Below are 14,596 nucleotides of genomic sequence, written 5' to 3' on the forward strand. Positions count from 1 at the left end.
GGCCGGGGATATTGAACATTGAGAAGGATATGATTATGCCCAATGCCCACCCCGATCTGTGGCAGCGCTACCAGGCCACCAAAGCGTCCAGCACCGCGAAATATGCCCGCGATATCGCTGCGGAAATGGGGATCAGCGAAGCCGAGCTGACCGCCGCCCGCCTCGGTCACGATGCCGTGCGCCTGATCGATGACGCCCGGGCGCTGATTGCCGCCCTTGAGCGCGTCGGTGAAACCAAATGCATCTGTCGCAACGAGTATGCCGTGCATGAGCAGGTCGGCCAGTTCACGCACCAGCACCTCAGCGGCCACGCCGGGCTGGTGCTCAACCCGCGCGCGCTCGACCTGCGTCTGTTCCTCAGCCAGTGGGCCAGCGCCTTCCATCTGAACGATAACGGTCGCCAGAGCATTCAGTTTTTCGACCACCACGGCGACGCCCTGCTGAAAGTCTATGCGACCACGCAGACCGACATGGCGGCCTGGGACACCCTGATCGCAGAACATCGGGTGGCGGCCCCGGCGCCGCTGGCCCTGCGCCCGCTGGAGCCGGTGAAATATGCCGAGAGCGCCGACGGCGCCGCCCTGGAGAACGACTGGCGCGCGATGACCGACGTACACCAGTTCTTCGGTCTGCTGCGTAAATATCAGCTTTCCCGCCAGCAGGCCTTCCGCCTGGTGAGCGACGACCTCGCCTGCCGCGTTGATCGCCATGCGCTGCCAGCGTTACTGGAGACGGTGCGCCAGGAGGGCAATGACATCATGATCTTCGTCGGCAATCGCGGCTGCGTGCAGATCTTCACCGGCGCCCTGGAAAAGCTGGCGCCGATGCGCGGCTGGCTGAATATCTTCAATCCCACCTTTACCCTGCATCTGCGTGAAGAGAGCCTCGATGAAGTGTGGGTGACCCGCAAGCCGACCTCAGACGGACACGTCACCAGCGTCGAGCTGTTCGCCAAAGACGGCACCCAGATCGCCCAGCTCTATGGCCAGCGCAGCGAGGGCCACCCCGAGCAGGCGCAATGGCGCCAGCAGGTGGATCGTCTGACCCGCGAAGGACTGCCCGCATGATGCGCTGGTTACTGCTTCTCATCGCCTTCCCGCTGCTGAGCCACGCCGCCGTGGAGCGGCTCGTCACCCTCGGCGGCGATGTCACTGAGATCGTCTATGCCCTTGGCGCGCAACAGAGCCTGGTCGCCCGGGACAGCACCAGCAGCTGGCCCCCGGCGGCGCAAAAGCTGCCGGATGTCGGCTACCTGCGGCAGCTGAACGCCGAGGGGATCCTCGCATTACGTCCGCAGCTGGTGCTAGCGAGCGCCCAGACGCAGCCCTCGCTGGTCTTACACAAGGTGCAGGCGAGCGGCGTGAAGGTGGTTAACGTGCCGGGCGGCGAAAGCCTGGCCGCGATCGATAGCAAAGTGGCCGTCATTGCCGAAGCGTTAGGCAAAACCCCGGCGGGCGACGCGCTGCGCCAGCAGCTTCAGCAACAGATCGCCGCCATTCCAACGCAGCCGGTTGCTAAGCGGGTGCTGTTTATTCTCAGCCACGGCGGAATGAATACCCTGGTAGCCGGGCAACGCACCGCGGCCGATGGCGCCATTCGCGCCGCCGGGCTGCAGAACGCGATGCAGGGCTTCGACCACTATCGGGCGATGTCGCAGGAGGGGGTGGCCGCCAGCCAGGCGGATCTGGTGGTGATCTCCGCCGATGGTCTCAAAGGGATGGGCGGCGAAGCCGGGCTGTGGAAACTGCCCGGCCTGGCGCAGACCCCGGCGGGGCGTCATAAACAGCTGCTGACGATCGACGATATGGCCCTGCTCGGCTTCGGGCCGCGCACCCCGCAGGCGATAATCGCGCTGCGTGAAAAAGCGGAGCATCTGCCCTGATGCGCCCTGCCCTCGCCCGCCGTTTGCTGTTGATGACGCTGCTGCTGGTCCTGCTGACGCTTTTCGCCACCACCCTTGGCGCGATGCGTTTGCCGCTGGCCAGCCTGCTGCCCGCCGGGGATGAGATGCTGCGCCACATCTGGCTGACCATCCGTCTGCCGCGGGTGCTGCTGGCCCTGCTGGTAGGCGCGGCGCTGGCCCTCTCCGGCTGCGTGATGCAGGGGTTGTTTCGCAACCCGCTTGCCGACCCGGGCCTGCTGGGCATCAGCAGCGGCGCCGCGCTGGCGGTGGCCTGCTGGCTGGTGCTCCCGCTCTCCGCAACGGGGCTGATCGCCCTGTATATGCCGATGCTGGCGGCGTTTATCGGCAGCCTGGCGGTGATGGTGGTGATTTTTATCCTCAGCCGGGCGGAGGAGGGGTCGCTGTCGCGCCTGCTGCTGGTGGGGATCGCCATCAACGCGCTGTGCGGGGCGCTGGTCGGCGTGCTGGCCTGGCTGAGCAACGACGCCCAGCTGCGCCAGCTGTCGCTGTGGGGCATGGGCAGTCTGGGCCAGGCCGAGTGGCCGACCCTGTTGGTGGCTGCGACCCTGATCATCCCGGCGGCGCTGGCGGTGTGGTGGATGGCCTCCCGCCTGAATTTGCTGCAGCTCGGCGATGAAGAAGCGCACTATCTTGGGGTCAACGTGCGGGCGCTGCAGCGCTGGCTGCTGCTGTGCAGCGCGGTGCTGGTGGCCGCGGCGGTGGCCATCAGCGGCGTCATCGGCTTTATTGGCCTGGTGGTGCCGCACCTGATGCGCCTGTGGCTGGGGCCGGACCATCGCGGGCTGATCCCCGGCTCGCTGCTGGCCGGCGCGATCCTGCTTCTGCTGGCCGACACCCTGGCCCGCACCGTGGCGGCGCCGGCGGAGATGCCGGTCGGTCTGCTCACCAGCCTGCTGGGCGCCCCCTGGTTTCTGTGGCTGGTCTTTCGTCGGGAGAACCCCAAACATGGCTAATGAATATTGCGCGCAGGGGCTGGCGCTTCGCCTCGGCCAGCGGCAGATTATCGACAACATCTCCGTCGCGCTGCGCGGCGGCGAGATGACGGCGCTTATCGGGCCGAACGGCGCGGGCAAATCCACCCTGCTGCGGCTGCTGACCGGGTACCTGACCCCGGATAGCGGCACCCGCCGTCTGGCGGGCACGCCGCTGGAGGCGTGGTCACCCGAGGCGCTGGCGCGCCGGCGGGCGGTCATGCTACAGCGTACGGCCCTGCAGGCCGACTGGACGGTGGAAACGGTCATCGCCATGGGGCGCTCGCCGTGGTGCCCGACCGCGGACCCGGCGGAGCTGGCGGCGGTAATGGCCGTCACCGGCTGCGATGACCTTGCCGGCCGCCGCTATCCCGGCCTCTCCGGCGGCGAGCAGCAGCGGGTGCAGCTCGCCCGCTGTCTGGCGCAGCTGTGGCGCGACGGCGCGCCGCAGGGCTGGCTGTTTCTCGATGAGCCCACCTCGGCGCTGGACCTTTACTATCAACAGCATCTGCTGCGCTTGCTCAAACGGCTCACCGCCGGCGGGCAACTGCACGTGTGCGTGGTGCTGCATGACCTTAACCTCGCCGCCCTGTGGGCCGACCGCATCCTGCTGCTACACCAGGGCCGCCTGGTCGCCCAGGGGACGCCGCAGGAGGTGATCCAGCAGTCGGTTATCCATCGCTGGTACGGGGCGGATGTCCGCCTCGGCCAGCATCCGGACAACGCGGCCCCCCAGGTCTATCTGGCGCCGTAACCCCCGCGCGGCGCAACTGGAATCCGGATCGCGCCGCGCGCGTTCGGTATTACACCGCAAAAGCTGATGAGCATTATACTTTCATATCTATCAGCGTTCCCTTTTGAGGGTCCCCATGAGCCGATACACAGTTGCTGGCAGCGAAGGCCAGTATGAGAAAAATTCAGGTGAACGGGTTTTGGCTAATAAACTCGGGATCGCTGACGCAAATGAGATGGATAGCGTAGAACTGGTACTGCTGGAACAACTTTATCGCTCGGTTTTTGAGGAACACTTTCCAACCGGATTGCTCAGCGTCAACATCCTGAAAAAGTGGCATTATCGCTGGTTAGGCAATATCTATGCATGGGCAGGCCAGGAAAGAACGGTCAATATCAGTAAAGGCGATTTTATGTTCGCCCCTTCAGCACAGCTGGCTAAACTGCTAAACGATTTTGATAAGAAATACCTTGCTCATTATACGCCTTGTTCAGGTATGAGTGAATTGCAGCTCACAGAAGCTATCGCAGTCACACATGTTGAATTGATCCTCATCCATCCATTCAGAGAGGGTAACGGGCGTTTATCACGATTATTAGCTGATGTGATGGCGGTGCAGGCTGGCTATAAACCGCTGAATTATCAAAGCTGGGAACAAAACAAAACCCAGTATATATCGGCTATCCATACAGGTTTGACTCTGGACTATCGACCGATGAAACACTGGGTCAGCATGGCCTTAAGAAGGGATTAGGCAAGACGAAGATGCGCATATTTTTTGCGCGCGGCTTCAAGACTCTCTTCAACTCTGGCTGAGGGTTGCCCTGTCTCGACCGCGGTTGATGTCGCAACAGAACGAACGATGTCAGCGCGGGAAGGTCTGGCGTATGTGGCCTGATCTTTTTTGTTGTGACTCATGGCATCTCCCTTTTCATTCACCTGATGGTTTCAGTATATCAAGGATCGTTGCTAACTGCTGCCGTTAAGGCTTATCCAGGGAAATATCGGATAGGGCTTTTTTGAACCGGTAACTGCACATCCTGATGCTGGCTTGTGATGACTCATCCCCCTCTGCAACTGGAATCCGGATCGCGCCGCGCGCGTTCGTCAGTTTCCCTCGCCTGCCCATCTCCGTTATCATGTCTCATCCATGTGATAACGACGAAAACAACAAAATCGCAGCCATTTCAAATCAGGGATCTGGATAACACCCCATGAGCACAATTGACAATCTCGACGCCCACACGCCGATGATGCAGCAGTATCTCAAGCTGAAGGCGCAACATCCTGACATTCTGCTGTTTTACCGGATGGGGGATTTTTACGAGCTGTTTTATGACGATGCGAAACGCGCGTCGCAGCTGCTCGATATCTCGCTGACCAAACGCGGCGCCTCCGCGGGCGAACCCATTCCCATGGCCGGCATCCCCCACCACGCGGTGGAAAACTATCTTGCGAAACTGGTTAATCAGGGCGAGTCGGTAGCTATTTGCGAGCAGATAGGCGACCCGGCCACCACCAAAGGGCCGGTCGAGCGTAAAGTGGTGCGTATCGTCACGCCGGGCACCATCAGCGATGAAGCGCTGCTGCAGGAGCGTCAGGACAACCTGCTGGCCGCCATCTGGCAGGACAGCAAAGGCTTTGGCTACGCGACGCTGGACATCAGCTCCGGCCGCTTCCGCCTGAGCGAACCGGCCGACCGCGAAACCATGGCGGCAGAGCTGCAGCGTACTAATCCGGCGGAGCTGCTGTACGCGGAAGATTTTGCCGAATCGTCGCTGATCGAAGGCCGCCGCGGTCTGCGCCGTCGCCCGCTGTGGGAATTTGAAATCGACACCGCGCGCCAGCAGCTTAACCTGCAGTTCGGCACCCGCGATCTGGTCGGCTTCGGCGTGGAAAACGCCCCCCGCGGCCTGTGCGCCGCCGGCTGCCTCCTGCAGTATGTCAAAGACACCCAGCGCACCTCGCTGCCGCATATTCGCTCCATCACCATGGAGCGCCAGCAGGACAGCATCATTATGGATGCCGCCACCCGCCGTAACCTCGAGATCACCCAGAATCTCGCCGGCGGCACCGATAACACTCTGGCCTCGGTACTCGACTGTACGGTGACGCCGATGGGCAGCCGGATGCTCAAGCGCTGGCTGCATATGCCGGTCCGCGATACCGCCGTACTGGTGGAGCGCCAGCAGACCATCGGCGCGCTGCAGGAGCGCTATACCGAGCTGCAGCCGGTGCTGCGCCAGGTTGGTGATTTGGAACGTATTCTGGCGCGTCTGGCGCTGCGTACCGCCCGTCCACGCGATTTAGCCCGCATGCGTCATGCCCTGCAGCAGTTGCCCCTGCTGCGCGAGCAGCTGGCTGACGTTGACAGTCAGCCGGTGCAAAAATTGCGCGAAAAAATGGGCGAGTTTAGCGAACTGCGCGAACTGCTGGAGCGCGCGGTGATCGACGCCCCGCCGGTGCTGGTCCGCGACGGCGGGGTCATCGCTCCAGGCTACAGCGCAGAGCTGGACGAGTGGCGGGCGCTGGCCGATGGCGCCACCGATTATCTCGATAAGCTGGAGATCCGCGAGCGCGAGCGGCTGGGCCTCGACACCCTGAAGGTCGGCTACAACGCCGTCCACGGCTACTACATCCAGATCAGCCGCGGCCAGAGCCACCTCGCGCCGATCCACTACGTGCGTCGCCAGACGCTGAAAAACGCCGAACGCTATATTATTCCTGAGCTGAAGGAATACGAAGATAAGGTGCTGACCTCCAAGGGCAAAGCGCTGGCGCTGGAAAAGCAGCTTTATGACGAACTGTTCGACCTGCTGCTGCCGCACCTTGCCGACCTGCAGGCGAGCGCCAGCGCGCTGGCCGAGCTGGACGTGCTGGTCAACCTGGCGGAACGCGCGGAAACCCTCAACTACTGCTGCCCGACCTTTAGCGATAAGCCGGGCATTCGCATCAGCGAAGGCCGCCATCCGGTGGTCGAGCAGGTGCTGAAAGAGCCGTTTATCGCCAACCCGCTGCAGCTGGCGCCGCAGCGGCGGATGCTGATCATCACCGGGCCGAACATGGGCGGTAAAAGTACCTATATGCGCCAGACCGCGCTGATTGCGCTGCTGGCCTATATCGGCAGCTACGTCCCGGCGCAGAAGGTGGAGATAGGCCCCATCGATCGCATCTTTACCCGCGTCGGCGCGGCGGATGACCTGGCCAGCGGCCGCTCGACCTTTATGGTGGAGATGACTGAAACCGCCAATATCCTGCACAACGCCACCGAACACAGCCTGGTGCTGATGGATGAGATTGGCCGCGGCACGTCCACCTACGACGGTCTGTCGCTGGCATGGGCCTGTGCGGAAAATCTGGCCAACAAAATCAAGGCGCTGACGCTGTTCGCCACCCACTACTTCGAGCTCACTCAGCTGCCGGAGAAAATGGAAGGCGTCGCCAACGTCCATCTCGACGCGCTGGAGCATGGCGACACCATCGCCTTTATGCACAGCGTGCAGGATGGCGCGGCCAGCAAGAGCTACGGCCTGGCGGTCGCCGCGCTGGCCGGGGTGCCGAAAGAGGTGATCAAGCGCGCGCGGCAGAAACTGCGCGAGCTGGAGAGTATCTCGCCCAACGCGGCGGCGACCCAGGTCGACGGCACGCAGATGTCGCTGCTCGCCGCTCCGGAAGAGACCTCGCCTGCGGTTGAGGCGCTGGAGAATCTTGATCCGGACTCCCTGACCCCGCGTCAGGCGCTGGAGTGGATCTATCGCCTGAAGAGCCTGGTGTAGGTCTCTTTTAACGTGAAAAAACGGCAGCGCCCTGCGGTGCTGCCGTTTTAACAAATGCAAAATGGGTGCAAGAGGATGCGTCCTGACAACCAATACGCGGGGTTTCCCCCGCGCGGATGCTATTTCTTCGATTCGTAAGCGAGAACAGCTTTAAACTCCATACTACGCTCTTTAATACTGAGTTCGCACAGCGAGCTGCGCACCAAAAGCGTAAATCCCAGTACCGTAATACACAGTACGACGATTGCCACAAGGGCATATTTTGTTAGCATGTCTTGCCTCCCTGCAAAGAAGAGACTAACATCTGAATTGTTCAGGTTCATCCGTCAGCCTCAGTTGATAGAAATATCTCCTGGGGCTTTCGTCTGTCTGGGGCCTGGTCTTGCTCAAGGCCAGACAGCCTCAAGCACCCGCCGCTATTCTATACTCGTCATGGCGTGAAATTTATCTGCAAGGAATTAATCAGACGGATTTTATATTAATCTGGAAGCCGACTCGCAAAGTCGCCCCATTATATTACCCCTTTACATAATTTCTGGATTTAATGAGTAAATAACTTTTATCATTTTGCGAAATATAAAAAAGCCGACGGAGAGATTATCCCAGTCGGCGTGATGGTCGCAGGCAGTTTGCGCACGACCCAATTTTAAAATGGCAGGTAAAATAACCTTAACAGGATAAGCCCTTAGCGGGCTCTTTTCATTAACGCTTATCTTCCGACAATAGCGGCGGGACGTGCGGCACCTGCGGCGCTTCATCAATATCTTTCTGCGTCATCCGGAACGCTTCGGGATAGTGCTCACGGCTGGTGCGGCGCAGCGGCTCGGTATCCCGCCAGGTATACAGACAGTGCTGGCACTGATACACCGTCCAGACTCCTTTCACCGGCGATTTCGCCATGACGTCAATCTTTTCATCGGCGCAACGTGGACAAATCATCTTCTTCTCCTTATTTACGGTTGGCCAGCATAGCGGTCAGTTTTTCAGCCCAGGCTTTGGTTTCCGGCAGATCCTGCACCGGCTGGCTGTAGTGGCCGCGAAGGTCCGGCGCAACCGGGGTGGTGGCGTCGATAATTAGCTTGTCGGTGATGCCCGCCGGGCTGGAGCCTGGGTCAAGTTCAAGGACCGACATGTTCGGCAACTGCACCAGGTCTCCCGCCGGGTTAACCTTCGAGGAGAGCGCCCACATCACCTGCGGCAGGTTGAACGGGTCAACGTCTTCATCAACCATGATCACCATCTTCACATAGCCGAGGCCGTGGGGAGTGGTCATCGCCCGCAAACCCACCGCGCGGGCAAAACCGCCGTAGCGTTTTTTGGTGGAGATAATCGCCAGCAGACCGTGGGTGTACATAGCGTTGACCGCCTGCACTTCCGGGAACTCTGCCTTCAGCTGCTGATACAGCGGCACGCAGGTGGCCGGGCCCATCAGATAGTCGATTTCGGTCCACGGCATACCGAGATAGAGCGATTCAAAAATCAGTTTGCTGCGATACGAGACTTTGTCGATGCGCACTACCGTCATGTTACGACCGCCGGAGTAGTGGCCGGTAAACTCACCGAACGGCCCCTCTATCTCACGCTTACGGCCTTCAATCACCCCTTCGAGGATCACTTCCGAACCCCAGGGCACGTCAAAGCCGGTCAGCGGCGCGGTGGCGATGGGATACGGGCTCTCGCGCAGCGCGCCGGCCATTTCATATTCTGACTGATCGTATTTCAGCGGCGTGGCGCCCATCAGGGTGATAATCGGGTCGTTACCGAGGGTAATGGCGATCGGCAGGTCTTCCCCGCGCTCTTCCGCTTTATGCAGATGCAGGGCGATATCGTGCATCGGCACCGGCTGCAGGCCGAGCTTGCGCTTGCCTTTCACTTCCATACGGTAGATACCGACGTTTTGCTTACCGAAGTTGTCAGGGTCAAGCGGATCGCGCGAAACGACACAGGCTTTGTCGAGGTAGAACCCGCCGTCGCCATCGTTGAGGCGGAACAGCGGCAGAATATCGAACAGGTTGATATCATCGCCATCCACGGTGTTTTCCGCCCATGCCGGGTTGGCGCGGCGCTCTGGCGTCACCGGGAAGTTATCCCAACGGCGGATGAATTCATCAATCTGCTTTTTCACCGGCGTGTTGGGCGGCAGGCCCAGCGAGATGGCATGGTTCTGCCACGAGCCGATGGTGTTCATCGTCACCCGGGCATCGGTAAAGCCGCGAATATTATCGAACCACAGCGCCGGGGCGCCGTCGCCGATGCGTCCGGTGGCATTGGCCGCCGCCGCCAGGTCTGGCTCAGCGTTCACCTCCTCACTGATTTTCAGCAGTTGTCCCTGGTCATCCAGCGCCTGCAAAAAGCTGCGCAAATCATCAAAAGCCATTATTCGATCTCCTGTGCTAATTGTTCTGCCGTGCGCAAGCCGTTCCAGCGGCGCGCTTTGTGATAGTCGAGGCCAAACTGATCCAGCACCCGGGTCACAATGTGGTTGGTGATATCGTCAACCGTCTCCGGGTGGTTATAGTAAGCCGGCATCGGCGGCACCATCGCCACGCCCATACGGGACAGCGCCAGCATGTTCTCCAGATGGATCGTGCTGAGCGGCATTTCCCGCGGGACCAGCACCAGCTTGCGCCCCTCTTTAAGCACCACGTCCGCCGCACGCCCCACCAGCCCCTCGGCATAGCCTGCGCGAATGCCTGCCAGCGTTTTCATACTGCAGGGAATCACGATCATGCCGTCGGTACGAAATGAACCTGATGAGATGGTGGCGGCCTGGTCGGCCGGGCTGTGGGAAAAGTCCGCCAGCGCGGCCACTTCCCGTGCCGTCCAGGGCGTTTCCAGCTCGATGGTGGTTTTGGCCCACTTCGACATCACCAGATGGGTTTCCACCTCCGGCATATCGCGCAGCGCCTGCAGTAATGCCACCCCAAGCGGAGCCCCGGTGGCCCCCGTCATCCCAACAATCAGTTTCATTCCAGACCTCATTCAATTTGTTCGTACACGAACTTTGTGCTTAAATTACCCTCTTCTGAGCCGAATGACAAGATCGTTCGTATACGTGCGCATTTTTAATCAAACAGGGAAAAGGTATAAAAAGGCGTACGAACGGCTATCATAGAGGTGACAGTTTTGTTACGGAGTATCCATGGAGTTACGAAACGAAGCATTCCACCTGCTGCGCCAGCTTTTTCAACAACATACCGCCCGCTGGCAGCAGGCGTTACCGGACCTGACTAAGCCTCAGTATGCGGTGATGCGCTCGGTTGCGGAGCAACCGGGTATCGAACAGGTGGTGCTGATTGAAGCGGCGGTCAGTACGAAGGCCACGCTGGCGGAGATGCTCAGCCGGATGGAAGCGCGCGGCCTGGTGCGCCGGGAGCACGATCCGGCCGATAAACGCCGCCGTTTTGTCTATCTGACCGACGAAGGCGAGGCGCTGCTTAACCGTTCCATTCCGCAAGGCAATGAGGTCGATGACGAGTTTCTTGGCCGCCTGAGCGATGATGAACGCGAACAGTTCTCCCGGCTGGTGCGTAAAATGATGGTTCCCTGAGCAAGCGCCTAGCCGAGCTGCTCGCGCAGGAAGTCGATAAACGTCCGCACCCGGGTCGGCATATGCTGCGCATCGGGATAAAGGGCATACACTCCCTGCGGCGGGAAATGGTATTCCGGCAGGACAGCCACCAGCTCCCGCTGCGCCAGTTTACCGGCCACCAGCCAGGCTGGCAGCAAAGCGATGCCGCATCCGGCCAGAGCAAAGCTCATCAGCGCCGTGGCGCTGTCGGCTGAAAACCGTGGCGCGTTGACTATCGTAAAATCCACCTCTGCCTGTTCATCCGTTCGCAGCTGCCAGCGCAGCGGGGCCGGCAGACGCTCGTGAATAACCCAGTCAGCTTGCGCCAGATCGGACAGCGTCAGCACCGGATGGCTCGCCAGCCAGGCCGGGGAGGCAACGGGCAGGATCGCGAAACTGGCTATCCGCGTCGCCCGATAGCGGGAATCGGCCAGCGTACCGAGGCGTATCGCCACGTCAAATCGTTCGGAGATAAGATCCGCATGATGGGAGGACGAGACGTGCCGCACCCGTAGCGCCGGATGATGACGGGAAAACGCCGCCAGCGCCGGGATGATGACCTGCGCGCCATACTCCGGCGTGGTGGTGATCCGCAGCTCTCCGCTTAAACCGCTATGGCTGGCCCGGACCTCATCCTGCAGATTTTCCGCCGCTTTGAGCAGCGCCACCCCACGCTGATAGAACAGCGCCCCGGCGTCAGTGAGCCGCAGACGGCGCGTCGAGCGCAGCAGCAGCGTCACCCCCAGCTCATTTTCCAGTTGCCGTACGTTAAAGCTGACCACCGCCTTGGTCTGCCCCAGCGCCGCGGCGGCCTGGGTAAAGCTGCCGGCGTCCACCACGGCGATAAACATGGTCACGCGCTGAAGGTTTAGCATCGTCGTCCGGATGATTGTCAAAAATATTCAGACAGTATATCCCGATTCGCCCCGTTTATCCCCCGCGGCGCCGGGTTTACAGTAGCCGCCTGTCTGAGGGAGTGAATCATGACCTATCGCCACCGCGTTGCCACCGTTTTTCTGTTCGGCTTTTTTCTCGACCTAATCAATATGTTTATCGCCAGCATTGCCTTCCCGGCTATCAGCCACGAGCTGGCGGTGTCCGTCTCGCAGCTGGCGTGGGTCAGCAATGCCTATATTCTTGGCCTGACGGCCGTCGTACCGTTCAGCGCCTGGCTCAGCCAGCGCTGTGGGCCAAAACGGCTGTTTTTACTCTCGCTGGGGCTGTTCAGCCTCGGCGCGCTGGCATCGGGGCTGGCCCATAGCCTGGGTGATCTGATTTTCTGGCGTACGCTGCAGGGGATGGGCGGCGGGCTGTTAATCCCCCTCGGCCAGGCGCTGACGTGGCCGCTGTTTCAGCCGCAGGAGCGGGCGAAGCTGTCGGCGGCGGTGATGCTGGTCGGCCTGCTGGCGCCCGCCTGCTCGCCGGCGATCGGGGGTCTGCTCGTCCAGGCGTTCAGCTGGCGCTGGGTCTTTTTCGCCAGCCTGCCTGTCGCCCTGCTTACCTTTATGCTGGCGGCGCGATGGCTAAACAACAGCCCCGCTCCCGTCCGGCCGACCCGCTTTCTCCCGCTGTCATTGCTGGCCGATCCTCTCCTGCGCTTCGCCATGCTGATCTATCTCTGCGTACCGGGGATGTTTATTGCCGTCAACGTGGTGGGAATGTTCTACCTGCAACGCGTCACCGGGATGGCGCCGGGGGCCACTGGCGCCCTGATGGTGCCGTGGTCGCTGGCCTCATTTGCCGCCATCACCTTTACCGGCAGGTATTTCAACCGCTTCGGGCCGCGGCCGCTGGTGATGGTCGGCTGCCTGCTACAGGCGGCGGGGATCCTGCTGCTGCTGCAGGTCGATGCACACAGCCCGCTGGCGCTGTTGATTCTGGCCTTTACGCTGATGGGCGGCGGAGGCAGCTTATGCAGCAGCACCGCGCAAAGCAGCGCTTTCCTGCATACGCCTGGCGAAGAGATGCCTGACGCCAGCGCGCTGTGGAACCTTAACCGCCAGCTCAGCTTCTTTGCCGGCAGCGCGCTGCTCGCCCTGCTGTTGAGGGTATTCCCGCCGGCCTACGCCTGGCAGGGCGCGTTTAGCTGCGCCGCCGCCATAACCCTGTTGCCGCTGCTGTTTTGCCTGCGGCTGAATAATCGGGCGATTATCCATCGCCTGCACACTACTCTGGAGAAGTCATGAACCCTTATCTGCAGGAAGTCGTCGACGCCCATGTCCTTATCGAACGCTGGTTAAGCCACGGGGAAGGAAGCGCTGAGGCGCTGATGAGCCGTTTTGCCGCCGAATTCACCATGATCCCTCTGAGCGGCGAGAAGATGGACTACCCGACGGTGAGCCGTTTTTTCCACCAGGCGGGCGCAAGCCGTCCGGAATTACACATTGTGGTGGATCAGGCGAAAATCATCAGCGAGTGGCACGACGGCGCCGCCGTGCTGTACCGTGAACGCCAAACGCTGGCTGATGGCAGTGAGAACGTACGCTGGTCGACGGCGATTTTTCAGCAAGCGGAAGGGAAAATTGTCTGGCGCCATCTGCAGGAAACCCGCCTCGGCTAGCGCAAAGAAAAAGGCCCCGTCTTTCGAGGGGGCCTTTTTGAGAGAAAAGATCTTATTCGCGGAAGAGCGCTTCGATATTCAGTCCTTGCCCCTGCAGAATTTCCCGCAGGCGACGCAGACCTTCCACCTGGATCTGACGCACACGCTCGCGAGTGAGGCCAATTTCACGGCCCACATCTTCCAGGGTGGCGGCTTCATAACCCAGCAGACCGAAACGACGCGCCAGAACCTCACGCTGCTTGGCGTTCAGTTCGAACAGCCATTTAACGATGCTTTGTTTCATATCATCGTCCTGCGTGGTGTCTTCCGGGCCGTTCTCTTTCTCATCGGCCAGAATATCCAGCAGCGCTTTTTCTGAATCGCCACCCAGCGGGGTATCCACCGAGGTGATGCGCTCGTTCAGACGCAGCATACGGCTGACGTCATCGACCGGTTTGTCCAGCTGTTCGGCAATCTCTTCCGCGCTCGGCTCGTGGTCCAGCTTGTGGGACAACTCGCGCGCGGTACGCAGATAGACGTTCAGCTCTTTGACAATGTGGATCGGCAAACGGATCGTACGGGTTTGGTTCATGATCGCCCGTTCAATAGTCTGGCGGATCCACCAGGTCGCATAGGTCGAAAAACGGAACCCACGTTCCGGGTCAAACTTCTCAACGGCGCGGATCAGGCCGAGGTTACCTTCTTCAATCAGATCCAGCAGCGCCAGACCACGATTGCTGTAACGACGGGCAATCTTCACCACCAGACGCAGGTTGCTTTCAATCATGCGACGGCGTGAAGCGACATCACCACGCAGTGCGCGACGCGCGAAATAGACTTCCTCTTCCGCGGTCAGCAGTGGGGAATAACCAATCTCTCCAAGATAAAGCTGAGTGGCGTCAAGCACGCGTTGCGTTGCGCCTTGCGACAGCAGCTCTTCCTCAGCCAGATCGCTATCACTGGGTTCCTCTTCTACTAAGGCCTTCTCGTCGAAAACCTCAATTCCGTTCTCATCAAATTCCGCGTCTTCATTTAAATCATGAACTTTCAGCGTATTCTGACTCATAAAGGTGGCTCCTACC

At 60.6% G+C, this 14,596-nt stretch carries 16 protein-coding genes; 9 read left to right on the forward strand and 7 right to left on the reverse strand.

Annotation, left to right across the window (positions count from 1 at the left end; genetic code table 11):
- The first annotated feature begins 35 nt into the window (after positions 1-35).
- The 5 genes from ACOI6Z_RS06060 (at position 36) to ACOI6Z_RS06080 (ending at position 4,382) form a co-directional block, all read left to right on the forward strand.
- On the forward strand, positions 36-1,067 hold the full coding sequence (locus ACOI6Z_RS06060; RefSeq protein ID WP_065812338.1) for a hemin-degrading factor: 1,032 nt from the start codon (positions 36-38) through the stop codon (positions 1,065-1,067).
- Entirely contained in the window at positions 1,064-1,882 is an 819-nt protein-coding gene (locus ACOI6Z_RS06065; RefSeq protein ID WP_065812339.1) for a heme/hemin ABC transporter substrate-binding protein, read from the forward strand. The genes ACOI6Z_RS06060 and ACOI6Z_RS06065 overlap by 4 nt, the downstream gene beginning before the upstream one ends.
- The gene (locus ACOI6Z_RS06070) at positions 1,882-2,877 is read left to right on the forward strand and encodes a FecCD family ABC transporter permease (RefSeq protein WP_101992545.1); all 996 of its coding nucleotides are present in this window, start codon (positions 1,882-1,884) and stop codon (positions 2,875-2,877) included. The genes ACOI6Z_RS06065 and ACOI6Z_RS06070 overlap by 1 nt, the downstream gene beginning before the upstream one ends.
- The gene (locus ACOI6Z_RS06075; protein WP_420687068.1) at positions 2,870-3,649 is read left to right on the forward strand and encodes a heme ABC transporter ATP-binding protein; all 780 of its coding nucleotides are present in this window, start codon (positions 2,870-2,872) and stop codon (positions 3,647-3,649) included. The genes ACOI6Z_RS06070 and ACOI6Z_RS06075 overlap by 8 nt, the downstream gene beginning before the upstream one ends.
- Positions 3,650-3,764: 115 nt before the next feature.
- Positions 3,765-4,382, forward strand: coding sequence for a Fic/DOC family protein (locus tag ACOI6Z_RS06080; protein ID WP_065812342.1), 618 nt, complete (start codon positions 3,765-3,767; stop codon positions 4,380-4,382).
- Here ACOI6Z_RS06080 and ACOI6Z_RS06085 read toward each other — a convergent pair.
- Positions 4,379-4,546, reverse strand: a complete 168-nt coding sequence (locus ACOI6Z_RS06085) for a hypothetical protein (protein WP_162838135.1) — start codon at positions 4,544-4,546, stop codon at positions 4,379-4,381. The two genes, ACOI6Z_RS06080 and ACOI6Z_RS06085, sit on opposite strands and share 4 nt — an antisense overlap.
- Before the next feature lie 296 nt (positions 4,547-4,842).
- On the opposite strand from ACOI6Z_RS06085, the gene mutS reads away from it, so the two are divergent.
- On the forward strand, positions 4,843-7,404 hold the full coding sequence (gene mutS / locus ACOI6Z_RS06090) for a DNA mismatch repair protein MutS (RefSeq protein ID WP_043520744.1): 2,562 nt from the start codon (positions 4,843-4,845) through the stop codon (positions 7,402-7,404).
- Between the two features lie 119 nt (positions 7,405-7,523).
- Here the strand turns inward: mutS and ACOI6Z_RS06095 are convergent, their stop codons facing one another.
- The 4 genes from ACOI6Z_RS06095 to ACOI6Z_RS06110 form a co-directional block, all read right to left on the reverse strand.
- Complete coding sequence (locus ACOI6Z_RS06095; RefSeq protein WP_009651623.1) at positions 7,524-7,676, reverse strand: Hok/Gef family protein; 153 nt, start codon at positions 7,674-7,676, stop codon at positions 7,524-7,526.
- A gap of 430 nt (positions 7,677-8,106) precedes the next feature.
- Positions 8,107-8,343 (reverse strand): non-oxidative hydroxyarylic acid decarboxylases subunit D, encoded by a 237-nt coding sequence (locus tag ACOI6Z_RS06100; RefSeq protein ID WP_032453899.1) that lies wholly within the window; start codon positions 8,341-8,343, stop codon positions 8,107-8,109.
- Positions 8,344-8,353: 10 nt separating this feature from the next.
- Positions 8,354-9,781 carry a non-oxidative hydroxyarylic acid decarboxylases subunit C gene (locus ACOI6Z_RS06105; protein WP_065812343.1) on the reverse strand — a complete coding sequence of 476 codons (1,428 nt, stop codon included), beginning with the start codon at positions 9,779-9,781 and terminating at the stop codon, positions 8,354-8,356.
- Positions 9,781-10,374, reverse strand: a complete 594-nt coding sequence (locus tag ACOI6Z_RS06110) for a non-oxidative hydroxyarylic acid decarboxylases subunit B (RefSeq protein WP_023290814.1) — start codon at positions 10,372-10,374, stop codon at positions 9,781-9,783. The genes ACOI6Z_RS06105 and ACOI6Z_RS06110 overlap by 1 nt, the downstream gene beginning before the upstream one ends.
- Positions 10,375-10,546: 172 nt before the next feature.
- Between ACOI6Z_RS06110 and ACOI6Z_RS06115 the strand changes: the two genes are divergently transcribed.
- Positions 10,547-10,954 (forward strand): MarR family winged helix-turn-helix transcriptional regulator, encoded by a 408-nt coding sequence (locus ACOI6Z_RS06115; protein WP_023290815.1) that lies wholly within the window; start codon positions 10,547-10,549, stop codon positions 10,952-10,954.
- A gap of 8 nt (positions 10,955-10,962) precedes the next feature.
- On the opposite strand, the gene ACOI6Z_RS06120 is transcribed toward ACOI6Z_RS06115, so the two are convergent.
- Positions 10,963-11,850, reverse strand: coding sequence for a LysR family transcriptional regulator (locus ACOI6Z_RS06120; RefSeq protein WP_065812344.1), 888 nt, complete (start codon positions 11,848-11,850; stop codon positions 10,963-10,965).
- 108 nt (positions 11,851-11,958) lie between these two features.
- On the opposite strand from ACOI6Z_RS06120, the gene ACOI6Z_RS06125 reads away from it, so the two are divergent.
- Entirely contained in the window at positions 11,959-13,161 is a 1,203-nt protein-coding gene (locus ACOI6Z_RS06125) for an MFS transporter (protein WP_065812345.1), read from the forward strand.
- Positions 13,158-13,535 carry a hypothetical protein gene (locus ACOI6Z_RS06130; protein ID WP_032453902.1) on the forward strand — a complete coding sequence of 126 codons (378 nt, stop codon included), beginning with the start codon at positions 13,158-13,160 and terminating at the stop codon, positions 13,533-13,535. Before ACOI6Z_RS06125 ends, ACOI6Z_RS06130 begins: the two co-directional genes overlap by 4 nt.
- 52 nt (positions 13,536-13,587) lie before the next feature.
- On the opposite strand, the gene rpoS is transcribed toward ACOI6Z_RS06130, so the two are convergent.
- Positions 13,588-14,580 (reverse strand): RNA polymerase sigma factor RpoS, encoded by a 993-nt coding sequence (gene rpoS / locus ACOI6Z_RS06135; RefSeq protein ID WP_002915106.1) that lies wholly within the window; start codon positions 14,578-14,580, stop codon positions 13,588-13,590.
- Positions 14,581-14,596 lie beyond the last annotated feature (16 nt).

It is taken from the genome of Klebsiella sp. C239 (assembly GCF_048822715.1).
Classification (GTDB): domain Bacteria; phylum Pseudomonadota; class Gammaproteobacteria; order Enterobacterales; family Enterobacteriaceae; genus Klebsiella; species Klebsiella quasipneumoniae.